The 25,222-nt window shown below is 64.1% G+C and carries 27 protein-coding genes; 13 read left to right on the forward strand and 14 right to left on the reverse strand.

Annotated features, from left to right (window positions below; all coding sequences use genetic code 11):
- Positions 1–72: 72 nt before the first annotated feature.
- From alr to C9E81_RS14010, 3 genes are all read right to left on the reverse strand, one after another.
- A complete protein-coding gene (gene alr, locus C9E81_RS14000) occupies positions 73–1,089 on the reverse strand; it encodes an alanine racemase (protein ID WP_122112983.1) in 1,017 nt (338 codons plus the stop codon).
- Between the two features lie 92 nt (positions 1,090–1,181).
- Positions 1,182–1,592 carry an NUDIX hydrolase gene (locus tag C9E81_RS14005; protein ID WP_425010644.1) on the reverse strand — a complete coding sequence of 137 codons (411 nt, stop codon included), beginning with the start codon at positions 1,590–1,592 and terminating at the stop codon, positions 1,182–1,184.
- Positions 1,593–1,614: 22 nt separating this feature from the next.
- Positions 1,615–2,208: a GcrA family cell cycle regulator gene (locus C9E81_RS14010; RefSeq protein ID WP_122112985.1), complete on the reverse strand. Its 594-nt coding sequence runs from the start codon at positions 2,206–2,208 to the stop codon at positions 1,615–1,617.
- A gap of 128 nt (positions 2,209–2,336) precedes the next feature.
- Between C9E81_RS14010 and C9E81_RS14015 the strand changes: the two genes are divergently transcribed.
- The 6 genes from C9E81_RS14015 to C9E81_RS14040 all read left to right on the forward strand — a co-directional run bounded on the left by C9E81_RS14015 (position 2,337) and on the right by C9E81_RS14040 (position 9,182).
- Positions 2,337–3,143 (forward strand): ABC transporter permease, encoded by an 807-nt coding sequence (locus C9E81_RS14015; RefSeq protein ID WP_243698659.1) that lies wholly within the window; start codon positions 2,337–2,339, stop codon positions 3,141–3,143.
- A gap of 144 nt (positions 3,144–3,287) precedes the next feature.
- Positions 3,288–4,460: an aspartate aminotransferase family protein gene (locus C9E81_RS14020; RefSeq protein WP_122112986.1), complete on the forward strand. Its 1,173-nt coding sequence runs from the start codon at positions 3,288–3,290 to the stop codon at positions 4,458–4,460.
- Positions 4,453–4,929, forward strand: coding sequence for a GNAT family N-acetyltransferase (locus C9E81_RS14025; protein WP_122112987.1), 477 nt, complete (start codon positions 4,453–4,455; stop codon positions 4,927–4,929). Before C9E81_RS14020 ends, C9E81_RS14025 begins: the two co-directional genes overlap by 8 nt.
- Positions 4,930–5,049: 120 nt before the next feature.
- The gene (gene argF / locus C9E81_RS14030) at positions 5,050–5,976 is read left to right on the forward strand and encodes an ornithine carbamoyltransferase (RefSeq protein WP_122112988.1); all 927 of its coding nucleotides are present in this window, start codon (positions 5,050–5,052) and stop codon (positions 5,974–5,976) included.
- Positions 5,977–6,139: 163 nt separating this feature from the next.
- On the forward strand, positions 6,140–6,952 hold the full coding sequence (locus C9E81_RS14035; protein ID WP_122112989.1) for an aminoglycoside phosphotransferase family protein: 813 nt from the start codon (positions 6,140–6,142) through the stop codon (positions 6,950–6,952).
- Between the two features lie 235 nt (positions 6,953–7,187).
- A complete protein-coding gene (locus C9E81_RS14040; RefSeq protein ID WP_122112990.1) occupies positions 7,188–9,182 on the forward strand; it encodes a PhoX family protein in 1,995 nt (664 codons plus the stop codon).
- Between the two features lie 165 nt (positions 9,183–9,347).
- Here C9E81_RS14040 and def (C9E81_RS14045) read toward each other — a convergent pair whose 3' ends face one another.
- Both def (C9E81_RS14045) and def (C9E81_RS14050) read right to left on the reverse strand, forming a co-directional pair.
- Entirely contained in the window at positions 9,348–9,851 is a 504-nt protein-coding gene (def, locus tag C9E81_RS14045; RefSeq protein WP_122112991.1) for a peptide deformylase, read from the reverse strand.
- Between the two features lie 15 nt (positions 9,852–9,866).
- Positions 9,867–10,388, reverse strand: a complete 522-nt coding sequence (def, locus tag C9E81_RS14050) for a peptide deformylase (protein WP_122112992.1) — start codon at positions 10,386–10,388, stop codon at positions 9,867–9,869.
- Between the two features lie 82 nt (positions 10,389–10,470).
- On the opposite strand from def (C9E81_RS14050), the gene C9E81_RS14055 reads away from it, so the two are divergent.
- From C9E81_RS14055 to C9E81_RS14070, 4 genes are all read left to right on the forward strand, one after another.
- Positions 10,471–11,655: a MalY/PatB family protein gene (locus C9E81_RS14055; protein WP_122112993.1), complete on the forward strand. Its 1,185-nt coding sequence runs from the start codon at positions 10,471–10,473 to the stop codon at positions 11,653–11,655.
- Positions 11,652–12,200, forward strand: a complete 549-nt coding sequence (locus C9E81_RS14060; RefSeq protein WP_122112994.1) for a L,D-transpeptidase family protein — start codon at positions 11,652–11,654, stop codon at positions 12,198–12,200. The genes C9E81_RS14055 and C9E81_RS14060 overlap by 4 nt, the downstream gene beginning before the upstream one ends.
- Positions 12,201–12,276: 76 nt before the next feature.
- Complete coding sequence (locus C9E81_RS14065) at positions 12,277–13,236, forward strand: acetyl-CoA carboxylase carboxyltransferase subunit alpha (RefSeq protein ID WP_122112995.1); 960 nt, start codon at positions 12,277–12,279, stop codon at positions 13,234–13,236.
- A gap of 397 nt (positions 13,237–13,633) precedes the next feature.
- Positions 13,634–13,864: a hypothetical protein gene (locus C9E81_RS14070; protein ID WP_122112996.1), complete on the forward strand. Its 231-nt coding sequence runs from the start codon at positions 13,634–13,636 to the stop codon at positions 13,862–13,864.
- Positions 13,865–13,890: 26 nt separating this feature from the next.
- Here C9E81_RS14070 and C9E81_RS14075 read toward each other — a convergent pair whose 3' ends face one another.
- Genes C9E81_RS14075 through C9E81_RS14090 form a run of 4 tightly spaced genes read right to left on the reverse strand, consistent with a single transcriptional unit; the run spans position 13,891 to position 16,853 of the window.
- A complete protein-coding gene (locus C9E81_RS14075) occupies positions 13,891–14,493 on the reverse strand; it encodes a pyridoxamine 5'-phosphate oxidase family protein (RefSeq protein WP_122112997.1) in 603 nt (200 codons plus the stop codon).
- Positions 14,471–15,256, reverse strand: coding sequence for a lysophospholipid acyltransferase family protein (locus tag C9E81_RS14080; protein ID WP_243698660.1), 786 nt, complete (start codon positions 15,254–15,256; stop codon positions 14,471–14,473). The genes C9E81_RS14075 and C9E81_RS14080 overlap by 23 nt, the downstream gene beginning before the upstream one ends.
- Positions 15,253–16,158 (reverse strand): cell division protein FtsX, encoded by a 906-nt coding sequence (locus C9E81_RS14085; RefSeq protein ID WP_208021188.1) that lies wholly within the window; start codon positions 16,156–16,158, stop codon positions 15,253–15,255. Before C9E81_RS14085 ends, C9E81_RS14080 begins: the two co-directional genes overlap by 4 nt.
- 20 nt (positions 16,159–16,178) lie before the next feature.
- A complete protein-coding gene (locus C9E81_RS14090; protein ID WP_122113167.1) occupies positions 16,179–16,853 on the reverse strand; it encodes a cell division ATP-binding protein FtsE in 675 nt (224 codons plus the stop codon).
- 92 nt (positions 16,854–16,945) lie between these two features.
- Here C9E81_RS14090 and C9E81_RS14095 point away from each other — a divergent pair, with 92 nt between their 5' ends.
- Complete coding sequence (locus tag C9E81_RS14095; protein WP_166461917.1) at positions 16,946–17,725, forward strand: zinc-ribbon domain-containing protein; 780 nt, start codon at positions 16,946–16,948, stop codon at positions 17,723–17,725.
- Between the two features lie 36 nt (positions 17,726–17,761).
- On the opposite strand, the gene C9E81_RS14100 is transcribed toward C9E81_RS14095, so the two are convergent.
- From C9E81_RS14100 to argH, 4 genes are read right to left on the reverse strand one after another with little or no spacing between them, the layout of a single operon-like run.
- A complete protein-coding gene (locus tag C9E81_RS14100; RefSeq protein ID WP_243698661.1) occupies positions 17,762–20,293 on the reverse strand; it encodes a DUF4175 domain-containing protein in 2,532 nt (843 codons plus the stop codon).
- Positions 20,294–20,310: 17 nt separating this feature from the next.
- Entirely contained in the window at positions 20,311–21,576 is a 1,266-nt protein-coding gene (lysA, locus tag C9E81_RS14105; RefSeq protein WP_122113000.1) for a diaminopimelate decarboxylase, read from the reverse strand.
- On the reverse strand, positions 21,576–21,713 hold the full coding sequence (locus tag C9E81_RS22915; protein WP_166461918.1) for a hypothetical protein: 138 nt from the start codon (positions 21,711–21,713) through the stop codon (positions 21,576–21,578). Before C9E81_RS22915 ends, lysA begins: the two co-directional genes overlap by 1 nt.
- Positions 21,710–23,116, reverse strand: a complete 1,407-nt coding sequence (gene argH, locus C9E81_RS14110; protein WP_122113001.1) for an argininosuccinate lyase — start codon at positions 23,114–23,116, stop codon at positions 21,710–21,712. Before argH ends, C9E81_RS22915 begins: the two co-directional genes overlap by 4 nt.
- 21 nt (positions 23,117–23,137) lie before the next feature.
- On the opposite strand from argH, the gene C9E81_RS14115 reads away from it, so the two are divergent.
- Positions 23,138–23,686, forward strand: coding sequence for a TlpA family protein disulfide reductase (locus C9E81_RS14115; RefSeq protein ID WP_122113002.1), 549 nt, complete (start codon positions 23,138–23,140; stop codon positions 23,684–23,686).
- Here the strand turns inward: C9E81_RS14115 and C9E81_RS14120 are convergent.
- Complete coding sequence (locus tag C9E81_RS14120) at positions 23,661–24,239, reverse strand: DNA-3-methyladenine glycosylase I (protein ID WP_122113003.1); 579 nt, start codon at positions 24,237–24,239, stop codon at positions 23,661–23,663. The genes C9E81_RS14115 and C9E81_RS14120 overlap by 26 nt on opposite strands.
- 97 nt (positions 24,240–24,336) lie before the next feature.
- Between C9E81_RS14120 and C9E81_RS14125 the strand changes: the two genes are divergently transcribed.
- Positions 24,337–25,170 carry an EAL domain-containing protein gene (locus C9E81_RS14125; protein WP_122113004.1) on the forward strand — a complete coding sequence of 278 codons (834 nt, stop codon included), beginning with the start codon at positions 24,337–24,339 and terminating at the stop codon, positions 25,168–25,170.
- Positions 25,171–25,222: the final 52 nt, after the last annotated feature.

A 25,222-nucleotide genomic window follows, 5' to 3' on the forward strand; every position in this document is an offset into this window, starting at 1 on the left:
CGCACAAGGTCATCCCGGCATTTTCTGCGGCAATCCTGTGTAAGGATTGTGACAAATGCGAACGAAACAGGATCAGAGATAGTGCCGCTCGTATCGATGCCTCAGGGATGTCAGGATTTCATAGCCGATCGTGCCGGCATAATCCGCCACGGCGTCTATGGGCTGCTCGGGGCAGATCAGGTCGAGTTCGGCCGGAACCTCGTCCAGATCGGTCACATCGGCAGTCACGAGATCCATCGAGACCCGCCCGACGATCGGACAGGCCGCGCCATCTGCGTAAAGGCTGGCTCCGCTTGACGACAGCATGCGCAGAATCCCGTCGGCATAGCCCGCCGCAACCGTGGCGATGCGGCGCGGAGCGTCAGCGGTCCAGGTCGCCCCGTAGCCGACGATCTCGCCGGGCAACACCTCGCGCGTCTGGATCACCGGCAGGGAAAGACGCACCACCTGACGGGCATCGGCAAAAGGCATCCCGCCATAAAGGCCGACACCGGGGCGCACCATATCGAAGTGATAATCCGGTCCCAGCAGGATTCCTCCTGTCGCGGCCAGCGACAACGGCACGCCGACGCCATCGGTCATCTCGTGAAAAGCCCTGAGCTGCATGGCGTTGGCCGGATGTTCGGGTTCATCGGCGCAGGCCAGGTGCGACATGATGAACGACGGGCCGGCGGCCAGGACCTCGTCGCGGATGGCGGCCCATTCGGCGGGTTCCATGCCGAGCCGGTTCATACCGCTGTCAAGCTGGATCGCGAAGGGCTGTCCGGGACGCATGGCGCGATCGCGAAAGAATTGTCCGGCACTGTTGATGACAGGAACGAGCCCGGACAGATCGGCCCTCTCCATATGTCCCGACAGGACGTTGACGGTTGCATCATCCGGCAGAAGCGGACGGATCGCCCGCCCTTCCCCGGCCAGCGCGACAAAGAAATCGCGCGCACCAGCCCCGTAAAGAGCAGGCACGATCCTCGCAGCGCCCAGGCCATAGCCATCGGCCTTGACCACCGCTGCCGCCCGCGCATTGGGAGCCTTTGCCGCCAGCGCCTTCCAGTTGGCCACGATGGCCGCGATATCGATCTGCAGTCCCATGAAACTGCTTTCATCCAACCGGGAAGATCCGTCAAGGGCCACTATGATATTATGCCCGTCTTGTGGAGGGCGACGCTGCCGGCCAACCCACGTCAGGCAGGTTCGCGACGGTGGACGGCCTGGCGCAGGATATCGGTTACATGGGCGCTGAGCGCCACGCGCTCGGCCAGGATATCGGCGATCTTCCACCATCCCGCATCCAGCGCATCATCAGCGGCCACAGGCTCGCCCGAGACATAGTCGCACAATACCGCTGCCAACAGGAAATGGAACTCGATCCCGCCATCGGAGCCGCGCTGGATCAGGTCGACATTGTCGAGATAGAGGCGCGGGACTGCCACGACCCCGGTTTCCTCGGCCAGTTCACGGGCGGCAGCGGCCAGCGCGGTCTCTCCCGGGTCGACATGGCCGCCGGGAAAACCCCACAGCCCCGCATCGGGCGGATTTCGGCGGCGCACCAGAAGCACCTCGTCACCCCGAAGCGTGACGGCAAGGGCAGCCAACCGGGGAAATCCGGGCACCGGGTTAACGACGGCGGTCGCGGCGCGAACTCATCGGCTGGAAGGCGACCCCGACATGCGCCTCGCAATAGGGTTTGCCGGGCTGGCTGGGCAAGCCGCAGAACCAGAACTTGTCAGTCGCGGGATCGCCGATCGGCCATTTGCAGGTGCGTTCGGTCAATTCCATCAGCGACAATTTGCGGGCCTTCTTCTCGACCTCGCGCACCGAGGCCAGCGCCTCGGGGCTGATCTCGTTGGCCGAAGGCTGCGGCGGCAGCGGTTGGCCTGCCGGAACAATGGGACGGCGTGGCGCGGGAGTGAATACCGGTTGCGGAGCGGCCTCCTTCGCGGGAGCGGGTTCCGGCTTGGCCGCCGCCTGTTCCGGCGCGGGTTCGGGTCTGGCCTGAGCCGGCTTTTTCTCGGTCTTCTTTTCCGCCGCCGGTGCGGGCGCGGGCTTGGCCTCGGCCTCGTCATTGCGGTTCGACAAGCCAAGGCGATGCACCTTGCCGATCACCGCATTGCGGGTCACCCCGCCCAGTTCCTTGGCGATGGCGCTGGCCGACTGACCCTCGGCCCACATACGCTTCAGCGTCTCGACACGTTCATCCGTCCAGGACATGGCTGCCTTTCCGGGCGGGCTTGTCCGCCGCCCCATCTTGAAACCCGCGATTGACCCCGTCACAAACGGGATGCCGAGATTTAGCCTTCACGCGACAGGAATTCAAGGACAGCAGCATGAGCGGATCGATGTCAGAGACCCAAATCGCCATGGGTGTGCGCAGATTCGGCCGGGTCAACTGGCTGGGGCTGCGCACACTCGCCACACGCGAGGTGATGCGCTTTCTGGCGGTCTGGCAGCAGACGGTCTTTGCGCCGCTGATGACGGCGGGGTTGTTCGTGCTGGTCTTCGCCCTCGCCCTTGGCCGGGGCCGGGGCGAGGTCATGGGGCTGCCCTACCTGCAATTCCTCGGTCCCGGCATCCTGATGATGACAGTGATCCAAAATGCTTTCGCCAATACCTCCTCTTCGATCACGGCGGCCAAGGTGCAAGGCAATATCGTGGACACATTGATGCCGCCCTTGTCGGCGGGCGAATTGCTGACCGGCTACCTGGCCGGCTCCGTCGCCCGGGCGGCACTGGTCGCCATCGTGATCGGCACGGGCATGACGCTGGTGACCGGGGCGGGAATCGCGCATCCACTCTGGGCGGTGACATTCGTATTTCTGGCAGCAATACTGCTGGGTGGGCTTGGCATTCTCGCCGGGATCATGGCGCAGAAATTCGACCAGATGGCGGCGATCACCAATTTCGTCATCACCCCGCTGTCCTTCCTGTCAGGCACCTTCTACTCGGTCGAGGCGCTGCCCGAACCCTTCCGCAGCCTGTCGCACTGGAACCCGGTCTTCTATCTGATCGACGGCGCGCGCTTTGGCGTGACCGGCGTCAGCGACGCATCGCCATTGCGCGGGCTGCTGATCTGTCTGTTGGCGGCGGCGGCGGTGCTGTATCTGTGCTGGCGCTGGCTGAAATCGGGCTATCGGATGAAACCGTGATTGCAAGACCGGCAAAAGCACGCTATTGGCGATGCCATGATCGCATGGACCGCCAGTTTTGCCCGCTCCCGACGTTGACGCTTCGTCACCGTCCGATCACGCCTGCCCTTCATAAAATCTGTCATGCCATCCGGGGAATCCGCCATGATTTCGCATGTTCTGCCGACCTATAACCGTGCCCCTCTTGCATTCGAGCGGGGGGAAGGAAGCTGGGCCATCGCAACGGACGGGACTCGATATCTCGACCTTGGCGCCGGAATCGCGGTGAATGTGCTGGGGCACGCCAATCCCGACCTGGTGGCGGCGCTGACCGAGCAGGCGGGACGGATCTGGCATGTCTCGAATCTCTACCAGATCCCGGAACAGGAGAAACTGGCCGATCTGCTGGTCGAGAGAACCTTTGCCGATACGGTCTTCTTCACCAATTCCGGCACCGAGGCGGCAGAACTGGCCATCAAGATGGCGCGCAAGTTCTGGGATCACCGGGGCGATCCCGATCGTATCGAGATGCTGACCTTCGACGGCGCCTTCCATGGCCGCTCGACCGGGGCCATTGCGGCGGCCGGATCGGAAAAGATGGTCAAGGGTTTCGGCCCGCTAATGCCCGGTTTCCGGCAATTGCCCTGGGGTGATATCGAGGCGTTGAAAGCGGCCATCACCGATCGCACTGCAGCAGTAATGCTGGAGCCGATTCAGGGAGAGGGTGGCATCCGCCCGCTCGACGATACGGAGCTGCGCGAGATCCGGGCACTCTGCGACAAGACCGGCACTCTGCTGGTGCTGGACGAGGTGCAATGCGGCGTGGGCCGGACCGGAAGGCTCTTCGCGCATGAATATGCCGGGATCGCTCCCGATATCATGATGGTGGCCAAGGGCATCGGCGGCGGCTTTCCCCTGGGCGCGGTGCTGGCCACCGAACGGGCGGCGGCGGGGATGGTCGCGGGCACGCATGGCTCGACCTATGGTGGCAACCCGCTGGCCTGCGCGGTCGGCGCGCGGGTGATGGAGATCGTCGCCGATGATACCTTCCTCGCCGAGGTGAACCGCAAGGCCGCCCTGTTCCGGCAAAAACTGGAAGGGCTGGTCGCCGCCCATCCCGATCTGTTCGACTCCGTGCGCGGACAGGGGCTGATGCTGGGCCTGAAATGCAAATCCGCGCCCGCCGATCTGGTCAGGGCGGGCTATGCCCAGCATATCCTGACCGTGCCTGCCGCCGACGACACGCTGCGCCTGCTGCCGCCGCTGAACATCTCGGACGAAGAGATCGCCGAGGCGGTGGCAAGGCTCGACAAGGCGGCGGAAAGCCTCGATGCCTGATTATCACTTCAGGCCGGTGCGCCGGAACGACCTGCCGATGCTGGCCGAATGGCTGCGCGATCCACTGGTCGCCGAATGGTGGCCGGATCCCGATTACCAACTGGCCCTGCTGACCGAGGATTTGGACAATCCCGCGATGCAGCAACTGATTGCGCTGCATGGCGAAACCCCCATCGGCTACGCGCAATGCTACCCGGCCCATCACTGGCCCGCTCCGCATTTCCACGGCCTGCCTCCGGATACCATCGCCATCGACGTCTTCGGCGCGCCCGAGGGGCGGGGCCATGGCGGTGCATGGCTGCGCGCGCTCGGAGATCTGCTGCTGCGCGAGACCTCGCTACTGGTCATCGACCCCTCCCCGGAAAATCTCCGTGCCATCCGAGCCTATGAAAAGGCCGGTTTCGCAGGCGATACCGTCCGCCTCGATTCCGAGGGTCAGTCCGTGCGGATCATGACCCGCCTGCGATGACGCCCCTTCTTCTTTGTCAAAATACCTCGGGGGAGCCGCCGGAACGGCGGCGGGGGCAGCGCCCCCTTGACCCCGTCGCCACAAGCGGGCTTGCTGGCCCAAATCGCCGAAAGACACCAGATGAACCATTTTCTAGACATCCACACCACCGGCAAGGATGACCTCCGCGCGATCATCGATCAGGCGCTTGCCATGAAATCCGCCCGCAATGACCGCCCCAGGGGTATGCCCGATGACGAATTGCCGTTGGCGGGGCGCATGGTCGCGCTGATCTTCGAGAAACCCTCGACCCGCACCCGCGTCAGCTTCGATGTCGGCGTGCGGCAGATGGGCGGACAGACTATGGTGCTGTCAGGCTCCGAGATGCAACTGGGCCATGGCGAAACCATCGCCGATACGGCGCGGGTCCTGTCGCGCTATGTCGACCTGATCATGATCCGCACCTTCGAAGAGGCGACTCTGCAGGAGATGGCCGAATATGCCAGCGTTCCGGTCATCAACGGGCTGACCAACCGCACCCATCCCTGCCAGATCATGGCCGATGTGATGACCTTCGAGGAGCATCGCGGCCCGATCCGGGGCCGGAAAGTGGTCTGGGTGGGCGATGGCAACAATGTCTGCGCCAGCGTGATCCACGCCGCCGGGCAGTTCGGCTTCGATTTCACCTTCACCGGCCCGCCGCCTCTGGACCCCGAGAACGAGGCGCTTGAATATGCCCGCGCCCAGGGCGTGGGCGTGACCATCGAGCGCGACCCCCATAAGGCGGTCGAGGGCGCCGATCTGGTCTTTGCCGATACCTGGGTCAGCATGCACGACCCTCAGTCCGCCAAGGAGCGCCGCCACAACCAGTTGCGTGGCTATCAGGTGAACGAGGCGCTGATGGCGCGGGCCAAGCCCGACTCGCTGTTCATGCATTGCCTGCCTGCCCATCGCGAGGACGAAGTCACCAGCGCTGTCATGGACGGCCCCCATTCGGTGATCTGGGACGAGGCCGAGAACCGCCTGCACGCGCAAAAGGCGGTGATAAGGTATTGCCTCGGGCTGTAGGCGGTTGCTCATCTTGCCCGGACAACAGCATGTATTTGCCGGTTGCAGGCAAGCATGCCTGCGCTTCACGCAGGTATCACGATCATTCGCCGCATCCGCGAAAAGCCTAGCTGCTGTCTTGGCAAATCTCCTGTCTTGATCCGGTGAGCTGGAAAAGAATGTGATGTTCGGGCCGTATCTGCAACGCTGGAACCTGGTCGCCGATGGCGAACCGATCCTCACCCCTGCCGCGCACCTCCTTCCGGTGCTTCGGAAGGGTGAGCCCGCGATGTTGAAATTGTCCTCCACCCCAGACCAGCAGCGCGGCGCGGCGCTGATGGAGTGGTGGAGCGGAGAGGGGGCCGCGCGGGTCTTCGCCCGAGACGGCACCGCCCTGCTTATGGAGCGTGCCACCGGAGAGCGTTCGTTGGCGGATATGGCCCGTGGCGGTGATGATGACGAGGCTTGCCGCATTCTTTGCACAACGGTTAACCGGCTGCATCGGAGTCGCCCAGATCCGCTGCCGGAACTGGTTCCTCTGACCCTCTGGTTCCGGGAACTCGGGCCAGCGGCAGCAAAACATGGTGGCATCCTGACCCGCAGCTTTGAAACCGCGCAAATGCTGTTGGCCGATCCAGGGGAGCAAGCCGTCCTCCATGGTGACCTGCATCACGACAACGTGCTCGATTTCGGACATCGAGGCTGGCTTGCCATCGATCCGCATGGGCTGATCGGTGAACGCGGTTTCGACTTTGCCAATATTTTCACCAACCCCGACCTGAGCGATCCAAGCCGGCCGGTTGCGACTCAACCAGGGCGCTTCCATCGGCGCTTGAGGGTAGTGGCAGAGGCGGCGGATATCGAGCGCGGCCGCCTGCTTCGATGGATTCTCGCATGGACTGGGCTGTCCGCGGCGTGGTTTCTTGGCGACAACGATCCTCTGGCAGAGGTGGATTTGAGAATTGCCTCGCTCGCAGCAGCGGAACTTGCTCGATAAGGGACGATGGATAACGAATGACCGCTTGGGCTCAAACCCGAAATGAGCCCGCAAAATCAAAGCTATCATAATGCTTTGCGGACATACCCGGATATCAGCGAAACAGGCAGAGCGAAAACCCCATCGCCGTCACAAATCCTTCACGAAACATTTGCGATCATGTTACACGCCCCGCCTAACTCTCTGGCAAGCGGCCCGCCTAGCGGGCCTGTTTTTCGTCAGCCAGGAGAGCGCCATGAGCGATCGCGAGCCTTCCCGTCATGTTTTCCGGACCAGCCAGCTTGAAGAAGCCGACGGTCCCGGCCTGAACCCCACCAATAACCGCACCATGGGCGAGATCATCGCCGCCCGGTTCTCGCGCCGCGGTTTCCTGCGCGGCTCGATGGCCGCCACGGCGATTTCGGCCACGGTCAGCCCGATGGCGCTGCTGGCCGCCGGTGATGCCCATGCGCAGGGCGCGGTCGAGGGTTCCGTCTTCAACTTCCCCGAGGTCAAGGCGGGTGTCGATGCCGATCACCATGTCGCCGAGGGCTATGACGCCGATGTGCTGCTGCGTTGGGGTGACAAGGTCTTTGCCGATGCGCCGGAATTCGATCCGGCCAACCAGTCCGAGGCCGCGCAGGAGCGCCAGTTCGGCTATAACAATGATTTCGTCGGATTCATCCCGCTGGACGGAGCCGACGATCACGGCCTGCTGGTGGTCAACCACGAATATACCAACGAGCACCTGATGTTCCCCGGCATCGTGACCGTCAGCGATGGCGAGATCACCGTGAGCGAGGCGACCGAAGACCGGGTGAATATCGAGATGGCCGCGCATGGCGGCACGGTGATCGAGATCCGCAAGACTGACGGCAAATGGCAGCCGGTGCTGGACGGCATGCTGAACCGCCGGATCACCGCCAAGACCCCGATGACCATCAGCGGCCCCGCAGCCGGCCATGCCCGCCTGCAGACCAGCGCCGATCCGAGCGGGACCGAGGTCCTGGGCACCGTCAACAACTGTGCTGGCGGCGTGACGCCCTGGGGCACCTACATCATGGCCGAGGAAAACATCCACGGCTATTTCATCGGCACCCTGCCCGAAGGCCATGCGGAGGCCACGAATTACGAGCGCATGGGCATTCCGGACGAAAGCTATGAATGGGGACGGTTCCACGACCGCTTCGACGTCTCCAAGGAGCCGAACGAGCCGAACCGTTTCGGCTGGATCGTCGAGGTCGATGTGATGGACCCGGAATCGAAACCGAAGAAACGGACGGCACTTGGCCGTTTCAAGCATGAGGGCGCGGCAAGCGCCGTTGCCGGGGATGGCCGCGTGGTCTTCTATCTGGGCGATGATGAACGCTTCGACTATGTCTATAAATTCGTGACGGCGGGGAAATACAATCCCGACGATCGCGCCGCGAATATGGATCTGCTGGATGAGGGCACGCTTTATGTTGCCCGTTTCGACGAGGATGGCTCGGTCGAATGGCTGCCCCTGGTGCATGGCGAAGGGCCGTTGACCGCCGAGAACGGTTTCGAGTCCCAGGCCGATGTCCTGATCGAGACCCGCCGCGCCGCCGACCTGCTGGAAGCCACGCCGATGGACCGCCCCGAAGATATAGAACCGGATGCCGAGAAGGGCCGCGCCTATGTCATGCTGACCAACAACACCAAGCGCGAAGAGGCCAATGCCGCCAATCCGCGCGTGGAGAACGCCTTCGGCCATATCATCGAGATCACCGAGGATGGCGGCGACCTGACCGCGACCAGGGGCACCTGGGAGATCCTGGTGCAATGCGGTGATCCGGCGATTGCCGATGTCGGGGCGACTTTCTCGACCGCGACGACCGAGGATGGCTGGTTCGGCATGCCGGACAACTGCGCCATCGACAGCGACGGGCGGCTCTGGGTGACGACCGATGGCAACTCGCCTTCGGATACCGGACGCACGGACGGGCTTTGGGCAATGGATACCGAGGGTGCCGCGCGCGGGACCTCGCGGCTGTTCTATCGCGTGCCGGTCGGGGGCGAGATGTGCGGCCCCTGCCCGACCCCGGACCTGACCACCTTCTTCGTGGCGGTGCAGCACCCGGCTGACGGTGGCGAGGATTGGGAAGAGTTCGGGCGGCCGTCCTATTACGAGGACCTGTCCACCCGCTGGCCGGATTTCGACGACGCGATGCCGGTGCGCCCCTCGGTCGTGGCGATCACCAAGCAAGGTGGCGGCAAGATCGGAGCCTGAGCGGCGTAACGTGACAGGCAAAGCCCGCGTCATCGGCGCGGGCTTTTTGCTTGCCGAAGCGTATTGGAAGCGAGTTGATCCGGCGAATATGCGGCAAGACCGCCAGCGGGTGACGCCATCGGCTCGAATGAGCCGTCCACGACGGGATGAAGCCCCTCTGTCCTGCTATGCCCGCCGCGCCAGCTTGGCGGATTTCTGCACCAGCATCTTGCGCCGCAGCGGCGACAGGTGATCGACATACATCCGCCCGTCGAGATGATCGATCTGATGCTGCACGCTGGTCGCCCAGAGCCCGACGAAATCGCGCTCCTCGATCTCTCCGTCCATGTTCAGGAACCGCACCGTCACCGCACGCGGCCTCTCGATTCGCGCCGACACGCCGGGCAGGTTCGGGCTGGCCTCCTCGTGGCTGCGCAGCTTCACGCTGACATGCAGCAATTCAGGATTGGCCATCCGCACGACCTGCCCCCGCGACTCTGACGCATCCACCACCGCCAGCCGCAGCATGATGCCGATCTGCGGCGCGGCCAATCCCACGCCCGGCATCGCCTCCATCGTGTCGATCATGTCGTCCCAGATCATCCGCACGGTCTCGGTCACCGCCTCGACCGGGTCGGCGGGGATATGCAGCCGGCGGTCGGCATAGGGCAGGAAGGGGCGGACCGTCATTCCCGGCCCCAAGCCTCAGCCACGCGCCATCTCGCGCTTCAGTTTGACCATCTTGCGGGTGATCATCTGCCGCCTGATCGCCGAAAGATGATCGATGAACAGCACCCCGTTGAGATGATCCAGTTCATGCTGCGCGCAGGTCGCCCAGAGCCCGTCGAACTCCTGCTCATGCGTCTTTCCGTCCAGCCCCAGCCAGCGCATCTTCACCTGTGCGGGACGGGTCACCTCTGCATATTGCTCGGGGATGGACAGGCAGCCTTCCTCATGGGTGTTAGCCTCTTCCGATGACCATGTCACCTCGGGATTGATCAGCACCATCGGCTGACGCTCCGCCTCCGGATCGCGATTCGCATCCATCACGAAAATCCGCTTGAGCACGCCCACCTGCGGCCCGGCCAGGCCGACCCCCGGCGCGTCATACATCGTCGCCAGCATGTCATCGGCCAGCGCCTCGATCTCGGGCGTGACGCTTGCGATGGGCTCCGCCAGTTTTTTCAGGCGCGGATCGGGATGGATCAGGATCGGTCTAATGCTCATATCTGCGATTTAGGCGATGGCTTCACCTTACGCAACAAGCAGCGTATGCATATGACGAAACGCGAAAACGAGGGAGCCCGCCATGACCCAGCCCGATTTCGACGAGGTGATCGATCGCATCGGCACACATTGCTCGAAATGGGACGACATGGAGGGTGCTTATGGCGTCTCGCCGGGCCAGGGCGGGCTGGCGATGTGGGTGGCCGACATGGATTTCCGCCCCCCCGCCGCTGTCCAGCGCGCCGTCGAGGCAACGGCGGCGCATGGAATCTATGGCTATCCCGGCGCGAACGCCCCTTATCTCGACGCCATCCAATGGTGGATGGCGAACCGGCATGGCTGGCAGATCGAGCGCGAATGGATCCTGACCTGCGCCGGGCTGGTCAATGGCGTGGCGATGGCGCTGGACGCCTATACGAACCCCGGCGACGGGGTGATCGTAATGAGCCCGGTCTATCACGCCTTCGGACGTGTCATCCGTGCCAGCGGGCGCGAGTTGATCGAGCTGCCGCTGGCCATCGAGGATGGCCAATACCGCATGGACTGGTCGCAATGGGAAACCATGCTGACAGGCGGCGAGCGGCTGCTGATCCTGTGCTCGCCACATAATCCCGGCGGCCGCGTCTGGACCGAGGAGGAGCTGCGCGAGGTGGCCGATTTCTGCACCCGCCACGAGCTGATCCTGGTCTCGGACGACATCCATTGCGACCTGCTCATGCCCGGCCAGCGCCACCGCATGATCGCCAATACCGTGCCGGATATCCGCGACCGGCTGGTGACACTGACCGCCGCCACCAAGACATTCAACATCGCCGGCGCCCATATCGGCAACGCGATCATCGCCGATGACGACCTTCGCGCGAAATTCAAGGGTGCGCTGATGGCGCGCGGTGTCTCCCCCGGCCTGTTCGGCATGGACATGGTCGCGGCCGCCTATTCCCCCGAGGGCGCGGCATGGGTCGATGCACTGGTCGAATATCTCGACGGCAACCGCCGCCTCTTCGACGAGGGTGTGAACGCCATTCCCGGCCTGCGCTCGATGCCGCTGCAGGCGACCTACCTGTCATGGGTCGATTTCTCCGGCACCGGGATGAGCACCGCCGAGTTCACCGCCCGCGTCGAAAAGACCGCCCGCATCGCCGTCAATCACGGCACAAGCTTCGGCAGGGGCGGCGACAGCTTCCTGCGTTTCAACATCGCCACCCCCCGCGCCCGTGTGACCGAGGCGGTGAAACGGCTTCGGGAGGCCTTTTCCGACCTGCAATGAACCTGCTTGCCCGGCTCTTCTCGGCCCTGACGCTGGTGGTGCTGATCTGCGCCCTCTGGGTCGCGCTGCTTCCGCAACGCCCCGTCCCGCCGAATCGCCCCGCGCCCGATCAAGCCACGCTGACCGGACCGGTAGACCGTATCCTGATCGAGAAATCCGCCCGCCGGATGATTGCCTACCGGGATGGCGCAGCGCTGAAAACCTATCGCATCGCCCTTGGCTTCGCTCCCGATGGCGACAAGCGCCAGCAGGGCGACGGCAAGACCCCCGAGGGCATTTTCCGCATCGATCGCCGCAATGAAGCCAGTGCCTATCACCTGTCGCTCGGCATAGACTATCCCAAACCTGAGGACCGCGCCCGCGCCGCCGCCGAAGGCATCGATCCCGGCGGCGACATCTTCATCCACGGCCAGCCGAACCAGTTGCCGCGCGGAATTCTTTTGCCCGGAGACTGGACGGCGGGCTGCATCGCCATTTCGAACGCCGAGATTGCCGAACTTTTCGCCGCCACCGCCATCGGCACCGAGGTCGAGATCAGGCCGTGAAGCGACCCACATTGCAATCCCCTCGACGGACAAGCATATAGGGGCGCAAAGCGAACAAGCCCGGAGCATCTCGCGTATGGTCTATCTGGACTTCGAAAAACCGTTGGCCGATGTCGAAGGCAAGGCCGAAGAACTTCGCGCCATGGCCCGGAAATCCGAAGACGCAGTCGATGTCGAAAAAGAGGCAGCCGCGCTGGACAAGAAGGCCGGCGATCTTTTGAAGGACCTTTACAAGAATCTTGATCCCTGGCGGAAAACGCAGGTCGCGCGCCATCCCGACCGGCCGCATTGCCGCAACTATATCGATGAGTTGTTCTCGGAGTTCACGCCGCTGGCGGGCGACCGCGCCTTTGGCGACGACCACGCCGTGATGGGCGGGCTCGCGCGCTTCAACGACGCGCCCTGCGTGGTGATCGGCCATGAAAAGGGGCATGATACCAAATCCCGGATCGACCATAATTTCGGCATGGCCCGCCCCGAGGGGTATCGCAAGGCGATTCGCCTGATGGACATGGCGCACCGTTTCGGCTTGCCCGTGATCACTATCGTCGACACGCCCGGCGCCTATCCCGGGAAGGGTGCCGAGGAACGCGGCCAGTCCGAGGCCATCGCCCGCTGCACCCAGAAATGCCTGGAGATCGGCGTGCCGCTGGTCAGCGTGATCATTGGAGAGGGCGGCTCTGGCGGGGCCGTGGCATTCGCGACGGCCAACCGTATCGCCATGTTGGAGCATTCGATCTATTCAGTGATATCGCCCGAGGGCTGCGCTTCGATTCTGTGGAAGGATTCCGACAAGATGCGCGACGCCGCCACCGCCCTGCGCCTGACCGCGCAAGATTTGAAGAAGCTCGAAGTGATCGACCGCATCATCGCCGAGCCCCTGGGCGGGGCACAGCGCAGGCCACAAGACGCGATCAGGGCGGTCGGCGAGGGAATCGCAGAGATGCTGAAGGATTTGTCTGGCAAGAAACCCGCCGATCTGATCAGGGATCGCCGCCAGAAATTTCTGTCGATGGGCTCGAAATCACTGGCCTGAGACAGGGCTCTCCCCTTCTGGAGGCAGAGCGGGATAAGCGCCTGTCGCGGGTCACGGAATCCCCGGCTGCGACATTATGGCAACAGTTTTTGCTCTTTCCCGGCGATCACGCCTTGAAGTCTTGCCGTCTTCCCTTTGCTGCGGCAGTCATTAGCCCTGCCCATTGTTCAAGCCGAGAGAGGAGGGGCCTGCATGACTGAACCTTGCATCGCACACGCCTTTCTCGTGATGGATTCCCTGTCGCTGAACCGACAAGGATAATCCGTCCCGCAGGGGCAGTTTCCAAGCTGACATGATCTGATCCACCGCGTTTCGCGCGGCGTTCCATCATGTCTTTTCTCAACACAACCAACCACTTGCATCCCATGCCCCGGCATGGGTGATTATGGAGACCGCAATGATTGCGCAACTTCCCGCACGCGTGCTGACGCCGCGGCCCACCATCGAACGCCTGATCCATCGCTATGGCGCGATGCCGGTCTTATGGGCCACCATCCGGGCGCTCCTGATGCCACGGAAAAGGCGGGCGAGGCCGCCCGACCCCTATCATCTCAGCCCGCATCTGCGGCGCGACATCGGCCTTCCGCCAGAACGGCCCCATGTCCCGAAATATTACGAGTTGAGATAATCCGGCGGGCCGCGCTTCGGCGCGGCCTACCACATGGTCCTGGCGGCCCGTTGCGGCCATTCGGCGTCATAGGAGGCGCCGCCGACTTCGCCTTCGGTCATGTTCGCAAGGATTTGCCCCGGCGTCGGCAGACCGCCGCTATCGTCCCCGCCTTCCCACAACGCCGCGCGGATCACCGCCCGTGCGCATTGGAAATATATCTCGGCCACCTGCACCACGATCACAGTGCGAGGCAGTTTGCCCCGGTGCTCGAAGCTTTGCCGCAATTCGGCATCATCGGTCAGCCGCGCCGTCCCGTTGACCCTGATCGCATTGCCCGAACCGCGTACCAGGAACATCAGGCTGACCCGCCCGTCACGAACAATATTGCGGATCGAATCGATCCGGTCATTGCCCCGCCAATCGGGAATCGCCAGGTGCCGTTCGTCCAGCGCCCGCGCCACCGGCCCATCATCACCACGGGGACTGGCATCGGTCCCCTCGGGTCCCACCGTCGCCAGGACGCAAAACCGTGCCGCCGCGATGAAGCGCGCGTAATCCGGGGTCAGCCGGTCGGCCACCTTGCGCGTCGACGCCGGGCCGGGGGCGCCGTAAATCCCGGTCAGATCAGTCTCTTTGAGCCAGTTCATGCACGAACCCCGCCTCTGCCATCAACCGGTCGGAATTGTCCTCAATCCGCGTCGACAATTCCGCCATGAATGTCTCTGCCGGCAGTTCCGCCCCCATGACCGGCAGGAACTCGATCACCGCGCGCCCCGGCCGCACCCCCCAGCCCTTGCGTGGCCAGAACAGCCCGGCATTCACCGCAGCAGGCACGACAGGCAGGCCGGTCGCATTGCGGATCGTGCCGACACCATGCTTGTAGCTCCGCCGCTCGCCCGGACGCGTCCGCGTGCCCTCGGGATAGATGATCAACTGCCCAAGCCCCTCGCCCGTCAACCGCTTGTTGATCGTTTCGCCGATAGCGCGCATCGCGTCGTGCCCCCGCGCCCGGTCAATGGGGATGCAGCCCACCTTGTAGGCATACCAGCCCATCACCGGCACCCGCATCACCTCGCGCTTCATGATGAAATTACGTTCGGGCAAGGCGTGGGCAAGAGCCAGTATATCGAGGAAACACTGGTGCTTGGCAGCGACGATGCAATCGCCGGTCGGCGGCGTGCCCCGCAATTCGCAGGTGACACCCATATGTATCCGCGCCGCCCAAAGGACATAGCCGATCCAGCGCGTCGCCACCCGGTTCGCCCCTGCCCGCCCATGGCGCATGACCTCGGGGATTCCGGCCAGCCCCATCAGCAGGGTTGCAATACCCACATGCAGATAGAACAACGCATTCTGCAGGTATTGCATCGGCCCCAGGGGCCCCGGCCCGGATGAGGCCGCGCGGCTCATCGCACCGACTCCAGCATCTTCAGCGCCGCCCATTTGGTCGCAAAGAACCCCACGACGGCAGCCACGACGGGGATCAGCAACGGCATCAGCCAGCCCCAGCCATGAAAACCGAGGCCGGTCAGAAAGCCCCCCGCAGCATTCATGTCGGGCAGTAATGCCATGGCACCCATGCCCAGCAGGGTTCCGGCCCCAGCACCGATGGCTGCACGATGGGTAAAACGGCGCACGAAGGCAATGGCGATGGTGATGTCGCGCGCGCCGATCAGCCTCAGCACCTGGATCACCTGTCCGTTCGCGGCCAGCGCCGCCTTGGCGGCAAGGGTAATCATCGCCGCCGAAGCCGCCGCGATCAGTGCAAGCGAGATCACCCCCAGGGCCCGCAAACGTTTCGCAGCCGAAACCAGCGGTCGCCGCCACTGCGTATGATCATCCAGGATCGCGCCCGGAGCCTCGGCCTCCAGCCGCAGCCGCAGCCCTTCGGAATCGAAATCCGGACCGGCGATAGGCAGTTCGATCAGGTTGGGCACCGGCAGGGCATCGATCGGCATATCCGGGCCGAACCATGGCGTCAGCAGCTCCGCGACCTCTTCATCGGGCAACAGCCGGGGTTGACCGACCCCCGGTGTCGTCTGCAGAATCTGCATGACGGATTGGGTCAGCACCTCCTGATCTCCATCCGGGGCGCTGACCCGAACCGTCACCGATTGAGCCAGCTCTGACGACCAGCGCTCGGCCAGCCGCCCGGTCGCCAAGGCCAATGCCAGTGCGAAAACCGCCAGGAACGCCATGGCGGCGGCCGAAAACAGAGTCAGTTGCGCCGTGAATCCCGTGGGTGGCACGATGCGGTTTCCCACCCCGCCATCGCGCCCGACCAGGCCCTGCCACAATGCCCTGATACTCAGCGTCCGGAACTCGCCCCGCTTCACAGGTCCGCCCCCGCCAGTTGCAGCGTGCCGCCCGCGATTCGCAAAACCCGCGCCGAAACCTGCGCCTTCACCGCGCGGATCAGGTTCAGGTCATGGGTCGCGACCAGCACGGTCTTGCCCGTCTTATTCAACTCGATCAGCAATTGCATCAGCCGCATCGACATGTCCCAATCAAGATTTCCCGTCGGCTCATCGGCCAGCACCACATCCGGCGACAGGATCACCGCCCGCGCCAGTGCCGCCCTCTGCCGTTCCCCTCCTGACAGCGACGGCGGCAGCGCACGGGCATGTTGCGCAAGCTGGACCCAACCCAGCAGGTCACGCATCGCGGCCATATCGACCACCTGTCCCGAGACGCTCAACGGCAAGGCGACATTCTCGGCCACCGGCAAGTGATCCAGGAACTGCGTATCCTGATGCACGACGCCCACACGGCGGCGCAGCATGGCGATACCGTCGCGTGAAAGGCCGACCACATCCTGGCCGAAAACACTCAGTCTCCCGGTATTCGGCAAGAGATCCGCATAGCACAGCCGCAGCAGCGTGGTCTTGCCCGATCCCGATGGGCCGGTCAGGAAATGGAACATGCCCGGCTGCAAGCTTAGCGTCATCCCCGACAACAGTTCGGAGCCGGCGCGATAGCCGAAGCTCACATCCTGCATCTCGATCAAGCGCATTCTCCCATTGCTGTCCCTCGGCCTTCCGCTTGGAAGCCGGCTCCGCGCTTGATAGAACAGCGCAACGGCGAATGCGAGAGGGTGGCATGGGTGAAATAAAGCTGGGTTGTCCGAAATGCGGAACCGAATACCGCTTGCCCAAAGAGGCGATCCCCGAAACCGGGCGAGAGGTGGAATGCACCGCCTGCGGTCATTCCTGGTTGGCCCTGGCCCCCTCAGCGGGATCCGCCGACATGGCGGGAAAGCCTGCCGTGGTGCGGCATTCGGCTTCCGAATCGGGTGCCTCGGCGAATGGCGATGAAAGCCGTTCACCCGCTCCCGCCGACATTCCACCGCTGCAGCGCCGCCTCCCCGATAACGTCCTCAGCATCCTGCGAGAGGAAGTGGAATTCGAGCGGCGCGCCCGGCGAGGAGAGAACATCACACAGAATTCATCCGGGTCTTCCGATCCGGACTGGCCTGCGACGACGGTGACCGATCCCGGGGCGACACCTGATATTCGCGACCTGCCCCACAGCCTGCCGACAGCCGACAGCACGCCGGAGGCGCAGGTGGCATCGATTCTGCCGCTTCCCGCCGAGGCGAATCCCCGCCCTGCTCCTGTTGAAACCCGACCCGAGACCGACATGCCGGCAGCAGCGCAAACCAGCGCCGCACAGCCGTCCCGCAAGGGGCGCAGCGGCTATTTCGCCGGTTTCGGACTGGCAGCGGGTATCGCGGCAGCCGCGCTGGCGCTTTATATCCTCGCGCCGGGAATGTCGGATAACGGGGCTTTCGGCAAGCAGTTGACGCAATACCGCCAGCATGTCGATGCCGGGCGCCAGTGGCTGCGCCAACAAGGCTCGGCACTGACCGGGGGCGACTGAGGTTTCCGGCTGCCCGATCGGAGCGCCGGTCACGGATCAGAACCGGTCCAGCAGCCGTCCCAAATAGTCTCGCTCGTCCTGCGGCCGCCCGCGTTCGCCACTGCGGCGGCGAATTTCATCCAGCAGGTCGCGTGCCCGTGCCGCGGGATCTATCCCCCCGGCTAGGGGATCGCTGGAAGTGATCACGTTGCCGTTCCCGGGCTGCTGCCGCCCCAGCGGGTCCAGCACCGGACGACCTTCACGAGGTTCCGCCGATCCGGTCTGCCGTTGCTGATCGCCGGACGGGCCTGATGGCTGATCCGACTCCTGTTGCCCCTCGCGATCATCGCCCGCCCGGCGTTGTTCGCCCTGCCCCAGCATATCGCCAAGCGCCCGCATCCCCTCGCGCATGGACTGGATCGCATCGGCCTGCCGCTGCAATGCCCCGCCCAGATCTCCGTCGCGCAGGGCCTGCTCGGCATCCTCCATGGCACGCCCGGCATCGTCCAGCCGCCGCCCGGCATCGTCGCCCTGTTCGGAACCCTGACCGGGCAGCAGGCCCCGCTGCTGGCCCAATTCCTCCCGCAACTCGCGCTGGCGCCGCGCCAGTTCCTCGGCACTCTCGGGGGCCTGGCCCAGTTGCCCTTCCCCGAACTGTTCCTGCATCTCGCGGAAGGCTTCATCCGACAGGCGCTGCTGCTCGCGCAGGGTATCGGCAAGGCCATTCATCGACTGGTTCCCCTCGCCGCTGCCCTGACGGCCTTGACCGCCCTGACCCTGAGTGACCTGCAGGTTTTCCATCATACGGTTGAACTGTTCCAGCAGTTGCTGGGCCTCGGCCATCCGGCCCTCGTTCATCAGCCGCTGGATCTCATCCATCATTTGCTGGATCTGGTCGCCGGTAATCTCCTGCCGCGGCTGGTCCCGGGTGAAACGTTCGGACGGATCCTCCTTGCCCTGTTCCGCCAGCATTCGCGTGTAGGCGTCGGTGGCCTCTTTCAACTCGTTCATCAACCGCTGGATTTCGTCGGGGCTGGCACCATTGCGAATCGCCTCCGACAGCTTTTCCTGTGCCTGCTTCATCCGCTCAAGGGCATCGGCCAGCCCGCCATCCTCGACCAGCACCGCCGCCTTCCACAGCGCCTCGGCCAGCTTGTCGCGCGCCTCCTCGCTCAGCGAGCCGGATTCCAAAACCCCCACCGCCTCTTGCAATTGCCGGTATAGCGGCTCTTCAACGAAGCCCTGCGGCCGCCATGTGACCGCGCGCAGGATCTCGGCGCTCCGCCCGGCATTCTCGCGCGACCACAGCAGGTCACGGCGCAGCTCGATCAACGCGGCAGCGAGTGGATCAAAGAATCTCCGCCCGGGCAACACCATCAGCTTTGGTGCCGCCTGTCCCTCCTGCTCGATTCCGTCGATTGCCCGCAGGGTGAGATTAACAGGCATGTTCGCCCAGGGATGACGCGACAGGTCCTGAACCAACTGCCCGCGCAGAGCGCTGCGATCGCCCGATCGCGGCAAGGGAAGATCAAGCGACAGGGCCTCCCGCGGTTCCGGCTCGACCGTCAGCCCGAACCTCCGGGCAATCCTGGACAGATCGAGATCGATGCGAGCCTCGGCCGAAACGACGCCGTGATCGTCCTCGGCTTCGAAAGGCTGCACCATACGCCCGTCGGCACGGCGTGTCGCCGCCGATCCGGCCCGGATGACGGGCGGCAAATCCGGCAGCACGGTTACCTCAAAGCGGCGCCCGGCAATCTCGATCGCGCCCGACCGTTCGGCCCGGAATTCCGGCGCACGCGGATCCCCGCTCTGCTCCGGCCCGATATCCTGTGCCAGTTCAGTTGTCTCGCCATACAGCCGGAACGTCACGTTGCTGCCTTTCGGCAACTCCAGCACTTCACCCTCGTGCAATGCATTGAGATAGATCGTCGGGCGGCGGGTATATGCCGGTGGCTCTGCCCACCCCTCCCATCCAGGGCCGCGCGCTACCTCCTCCGCACCGGGGGATGTCCGGCTGATCGTTGCCGCGATGGCCGAGACCCCCTGCCCCATCTGTGCGGCACCGCCGAAAAGCAAGGCCATGACCAGCGCGACCATCGCGGCCAGCCGCAGGGCGAACGGATCACGCCGCGCGAGATCCGCGTCGGGCCGCACCGCCCGCGCCCGAGCTGCCTCCGCCTCCATCTGCGCCAGATGCGCCTGCCAGAGTGCCCCCTCGCCACCAATCGCAGCCCGGTCCCGCAATGCCGTCAGGGGTCGCCCAGACAAGGTTCGGTCCAACCGCTCGACCGCTTCGGCCTCCCGCACCCGGCGATAGCGTAGCCCGCCCCGGATCGCCGCAGTCAGCAAGGCGGCCAGTGCCCCTCCCGCCAGCCAAGGCAGAATGGTGGGGGGCACCGCGCCGACCCCTCCCAGAGCGAATGCCGCGAACAGGCAGGCCAGCAGCCCGGCCAGCGGCCAGAAAGCCCGCGCGGCACGTTCCCAGAGCATGCCCCAACGGGTCAGTCGCAGGGCAAGGAAAACCCGGTTCTTCTTCTTTGTAGAAATACCTCGGGGGTCCGGGGGCGGCGCCCCCGGCCGTGACATCCGTTCCCTGCGCCGCGTCAAAGCCATTCCGGGATGGTATCGCGCGCCAGCATTTCCTCAAATGTCGGTCTTGCCCTGATGACGGCGAATTGATCGCCGCGGACCAGAACCTCGGGCACCAGCGGCCGGGAATTGTATTCCGACGCCATCACCGCGCCATAAGCCCCGGCAGAGCGGAACGCGACCAGATCGCCCGCCGCCAGCCCGGGCAGTTGCGCGCCCTTCTGGAACGTGTCGCCCGATTCGCAGACCGGCCCGACGACGTCGAATGTCCTGACATCGGCCCCCGGGACGGGCTCGGTCACCGGCACTATGTCGTGATGGGCGCCATACATGGACGGGCGCAACAAATCGTTCATCGCGGCATCCACGATCAGGAAATCGCGGCCCTCGCCCTCTTTCAGCCAGATCACCGAAGTCAGCAGGATCCCGGCGTTTCCGACGATGTTGCGGCCCGGCTCGATCTCGATCTCGCAGCCCAGATCGCCCACGGTGTCGCGGATGACCTGACCATATTCGATCGGCAGGGGTGGGGCGTTGTTGTCGCGGCGATAGGGGATCCCCAATCCCCCACCCAGGTCCAGCCGGGTGATGGAATGGCCGTCGGCCCGCAATGCGTGGGTCAGTTCCGCAACCTTGCCATAGGCCAGCCGGTAGGGTTCCAGGTCGGTCAGCTGGCTGCCGATATGCACATCCACGCCGACCACGCGCAGCCCCGGCAGGCGCGCCGCCTCGGCATAGACCTCGCGCGCGCGGGCGATGGGGATGCCGAACTTGTTCTCGGATTTGCCCGTGGCGATCTTTTCATGCGTCTTGGCATCCACATCCGGGTTCACCCGAATCGCCACCGGAACCTCGGCCCCCATCGAGGCGGCCAGTTCCGACAGCGCCCGCATCTCTGGCTCGCTCTCGATATTGAACTGGCGGATGCCGCCCTCGATGGCCTGCCGCATCTCGGCCAGGGTCTTGCCGACACCCGAGAAGACGATCCGATCCCCCGGCACGCCCGCCGCACGCGCCCGCGCGTATTCGCCACCCGAGACGACATCCATTCCGGCGCCCATATCGCCCATCAACTTGAGCACGGCGAGGTTCGAATTCGCCTTGACCGCGAAACAGACCAGATGCTCGGTCCAGTCCAGCGCCTGCCGGAACAGCCCGAAATGCCGGGTCAGGGTCGCCGCCGAATAGACATAGACCGGGGTGCCGACCTCTGCCGCAATGCGCGACAGCGGCACCTCTTCGGCATGCAGCGCGCCGTCATGGTAGTTGAAGTGATCCATCAGAGCTCGGTGACGGCTCCGACCGTCGCATGCCCGGAGATCGACACGCCCGGCTTCTGCGCCGCCGGTCGTTCGGGCGGACCATCGACGCCGCAGGCGGTCACGGCGAGTATCGCGAACAATGCCAGGAATCTCATGCAAGTATCTCCTTCCAGCGCGCGATCTGCGCGCGAACCTGATCGGGGGCAGTCCCGCCATAGCTTTGCCGCGAGGCGACGGAATTGTGAACACCAAGAACGGAATAGACCGACTGATTTATCGCCGGATTGACCGATTGCATCTCGGTCAGGGACAACTCGTCCAGATCGCAGCCCTTCTTCTCGGCCAGCGCGACGAGCGAGCCGGTAACATGATGCGCATCGCGGAAGGGCAATCCCGCCTCGCGCACCAGCCAATCGGCAAGGTCAGTCGCGGTCGAGAAGCCGCTTGATGCCGCCGCCTCCATGTTCTCGCGATTGGCGCTCAGATCCGACAGCATCCCCGCCATCGCGGCCAGCGCCAGCATCAGGTGATCGGCGGCGTCGAAGACCTGCTCCTTGTCCTCCTGCATGTCCTTGGAATAGGCCAAGGGCAGTCCCTTCATCACCGTGAACAGCGCCACCGTCGCGCCCAGGATCCGGCCGATCTTGGCGCGGATCAACTCTGCCGCGTCGGGATTGCGCTTCTGAGGCATGATGCTTGAGCCGGTGGACCATTTGTCCGACATCGACACGAATCGGAACTGGGCCGAGGACCAGATCACCAGTTCCTCCGACAACCGCGACAGATGCACCGCGCAGATCGAGGCCGCCGACAGGAATTCCAGCGCGAAATCCCGGTCGCTGACGGCATCGAGGCTGTTGGCCATGGGCCGGTCGAAGCCAAGCGCAACCGCCGTGGCCTCGCGGTCGATGGGATACCCGGTCCCGGCCAGTGCCGCAGCGCCAAGGGGTGATTCGTTCATCCGGCGGCGGGCGTCCCGGAAGCGCGACAGGTCGCGGCCGAACATCTCGACATAGGCCATCATGTGATGCCCCCATGTCACCGGCTGCGCGGTCTGCAGATGGGTGAAGCCCGGCATGACCCAATCCGCCCCCGCCTCGGCCTGCGACAAAGCGGCGCGGATCAGCGCATCCAGCCCCGCGATGGCCGCGTCGCACTGGTCGCGCACCCACAGCCGGAAATCGGTCGCCACCTGGTCATTGCGCGACCGGCCTGTATGCAAGCGGCCCGCTGGTTCCCCGATGATCTCCTTCAGCCGGGCCTCGACATTCATGTGGATGTCTTCCAGCGCAGTCTGGAACGGAAAATCCCCGGCCTCGATCTCTGACAAGACCGTGAGCAGGCCTTCCCCGATCGCGCTTGCATCGCTATCGCTGATGATGCCTTGCGCGGCGAGCATCGCGGCGTGGGCCCGGCTGCCCCGGATATCCTGGGCGTAGAGCCGCCGGTCGAAACCGATCGAGGCGTTGATCGCCTCCATGATCGCGTCGGGCCCGGCGGCAAAGCGCCCGCCCCACATGCTGTTGGCGGCATCCTTGTTTTCGGGCCGGTCGGTCATTGTCAGTCCTTCGGAGGTCAAATGCTGCGTCGAGTCCTGCTTTATACGGCACTGGTTTTAGGTGCAAACGCCGCGTTCGCGGGCGAGATCGACTGGCAGGCCGCCAAGGATGGTGGGCTGGCCAAGCTGGTCCCGTCCGAAAACGCGCCCGCCCTACCGGAAACCACATTTACGGACCGGGACGGCGGCACGCACAGCTTTGCCGATTACAAGGGCAAGGTGATTCTGGCGAATTTCTGGGCGACCTGGTGCGCGCCCTGCCGCGAAGAGATGCCATCGCTGGACGCACTCCAGAGTGAGCTGGGCGGAGAGGATTTCCAGGTCGTGACCATCGCGACAGGCCGGAACCCGCCCGAGAAAATAGATAAATTTTTCGAGGAAACCGGTGTCGAGAACCTGCCCGTCCTGCTGGATCCCAAGCAGAAGCTGGCGCGCGACATGGGAGTGGTCGGGCTTCCGGTCAGCGTGCTGATCGACCGCGACGGCAACGAGGTCGCCCGGCTCGTGGGCGATGCGGACTGGTCGAGCGATGCCGCCAAGGATGTTATCCGCCAGTTGACAGCGCCCTGACCTGAGCGTGGCGCGGACAATCCGTGAGGTGATCGTTCACCATTCCGGTCGCCTGCATGAACGCATAGGTGATGACCGGCCCGCAGAAGTTGAAGCCGCGTTTTTTCAGTGCTTTGGACATGGAGACCGATTCAGCGGTATCGGTCGGCACCTCTGCCAGCGTCGCAAATCGGTTCTGAATTGGGCTGCCGCCCACGAATGACCACAGGAAGGGCGAGAACCCCTCGCCCTGCTCGATCTCCAGAAAGAGCCGCGCTCCACGCACCGTGGCAGAGATCTTGCCGCGATGACGTATAATGCCTGGATTTTGCAGTGCTTTTTCTATCCGCGCATCGTCCCATCGGGCCACGCGCTCGGGGTCGAAACCCTCGAATTCCTCGCGGAATCCGTCACGCTTGCGCAGGATGGTGATCCAGCTCAGCCCCGCCTGGAAACCGTCGAGCACCAGTTTCTCCCATAACGCGCGCGAGTCATATTCCGGCACTCCCCATTCCGTGTCGTGATAGGCGACATACAGGGCATCATCGCCGCACCAGCCACATCTCTTGTCCATGCGTCGTTAACCCCGAGTCCAGATTTTCCACCGGTTTGCGCCAAGTTAGGCAATCATGCCCGGAGTGCAAGCCATCCCTGTGGAACAAGCCACCCCTATGGAAAAAGAGGCCGATGTGAGTGAAGCGAACTCCCCCATGGGCTCACCGCTGGACTATGCGATCAACCAGCAAAGCCGCATCACCCTTTCCCTGGTCCGCTCTGCAGTGGAAAGGGGCAGCGGCCTGCTTGCCTATCAACCTATCGTGCAGGCGGGCCGGCCGCAGCGAACGGCCTTTTACGAGGGGTTGATACGGATCATCGATGATACCGGCCGTATCGTCCCGCTGAAGGATTTCATGCCTATCGCGGAAACCACGGAACTGGGGCGCCAGATCGATTGCCTGTCGCTGTCCCTGGGGTTGCAGGCATTGGCCGAAACCCCGACATTGCGGCTGGCCGTGAACATGTCGGCAAGATCCATCGGCTATCCGAAGTGGAAACGCATCCTGCGCGAAGGCATCCGCAGTGATCCGCATCTGGGTGAAAGGCTGATCCTCGAGGTCACCGAAAGCTCGGCAATGGAGCTGCCCGAACAGGTGAACGAATTCATGCAGGAGATCCAGCGGCATGGCGTCAGCCTGGCTCTGGACGATTTCGGGGCGGGCTATACATCGTTCCGCTATCTGCGCGATTTCTGCTTTGACATGATCAAGATCGACGGCCAGTTCATCCGCCGGATCGCCGAACATCCTGACAACCAGGTTCTGACGCGCGCATTGCAGTCCATCGCCCATCATTTCGACATGTTCACCGTTGCTGAATCGGTGGAAACAGCCGATGACGCGGCCTTCCTGATCGAAATGGGGATCGATTGCCTGCAGGGGTATTATTTCGGCGCACCAACCATCACTCCGCCATGGAAATCACCTCCCTTCGCGACTCGGCGCTGAGTGGGAAAGCGCCGGGCCCATTACCGGCATTGCCCGAGGGTGCATCACGGTG

The sequence above is a fragment of the Paracoccus alkanivorans genome, from assembly GCF_003697785.1.
GTDB classification, from domain to species: Bacteria; Pseudomonadota; Alphaproteobacteria; order Rhodobacterales; family Rhodobacteraceae; genus Paracoccus; species Paracoccus alkanivorans.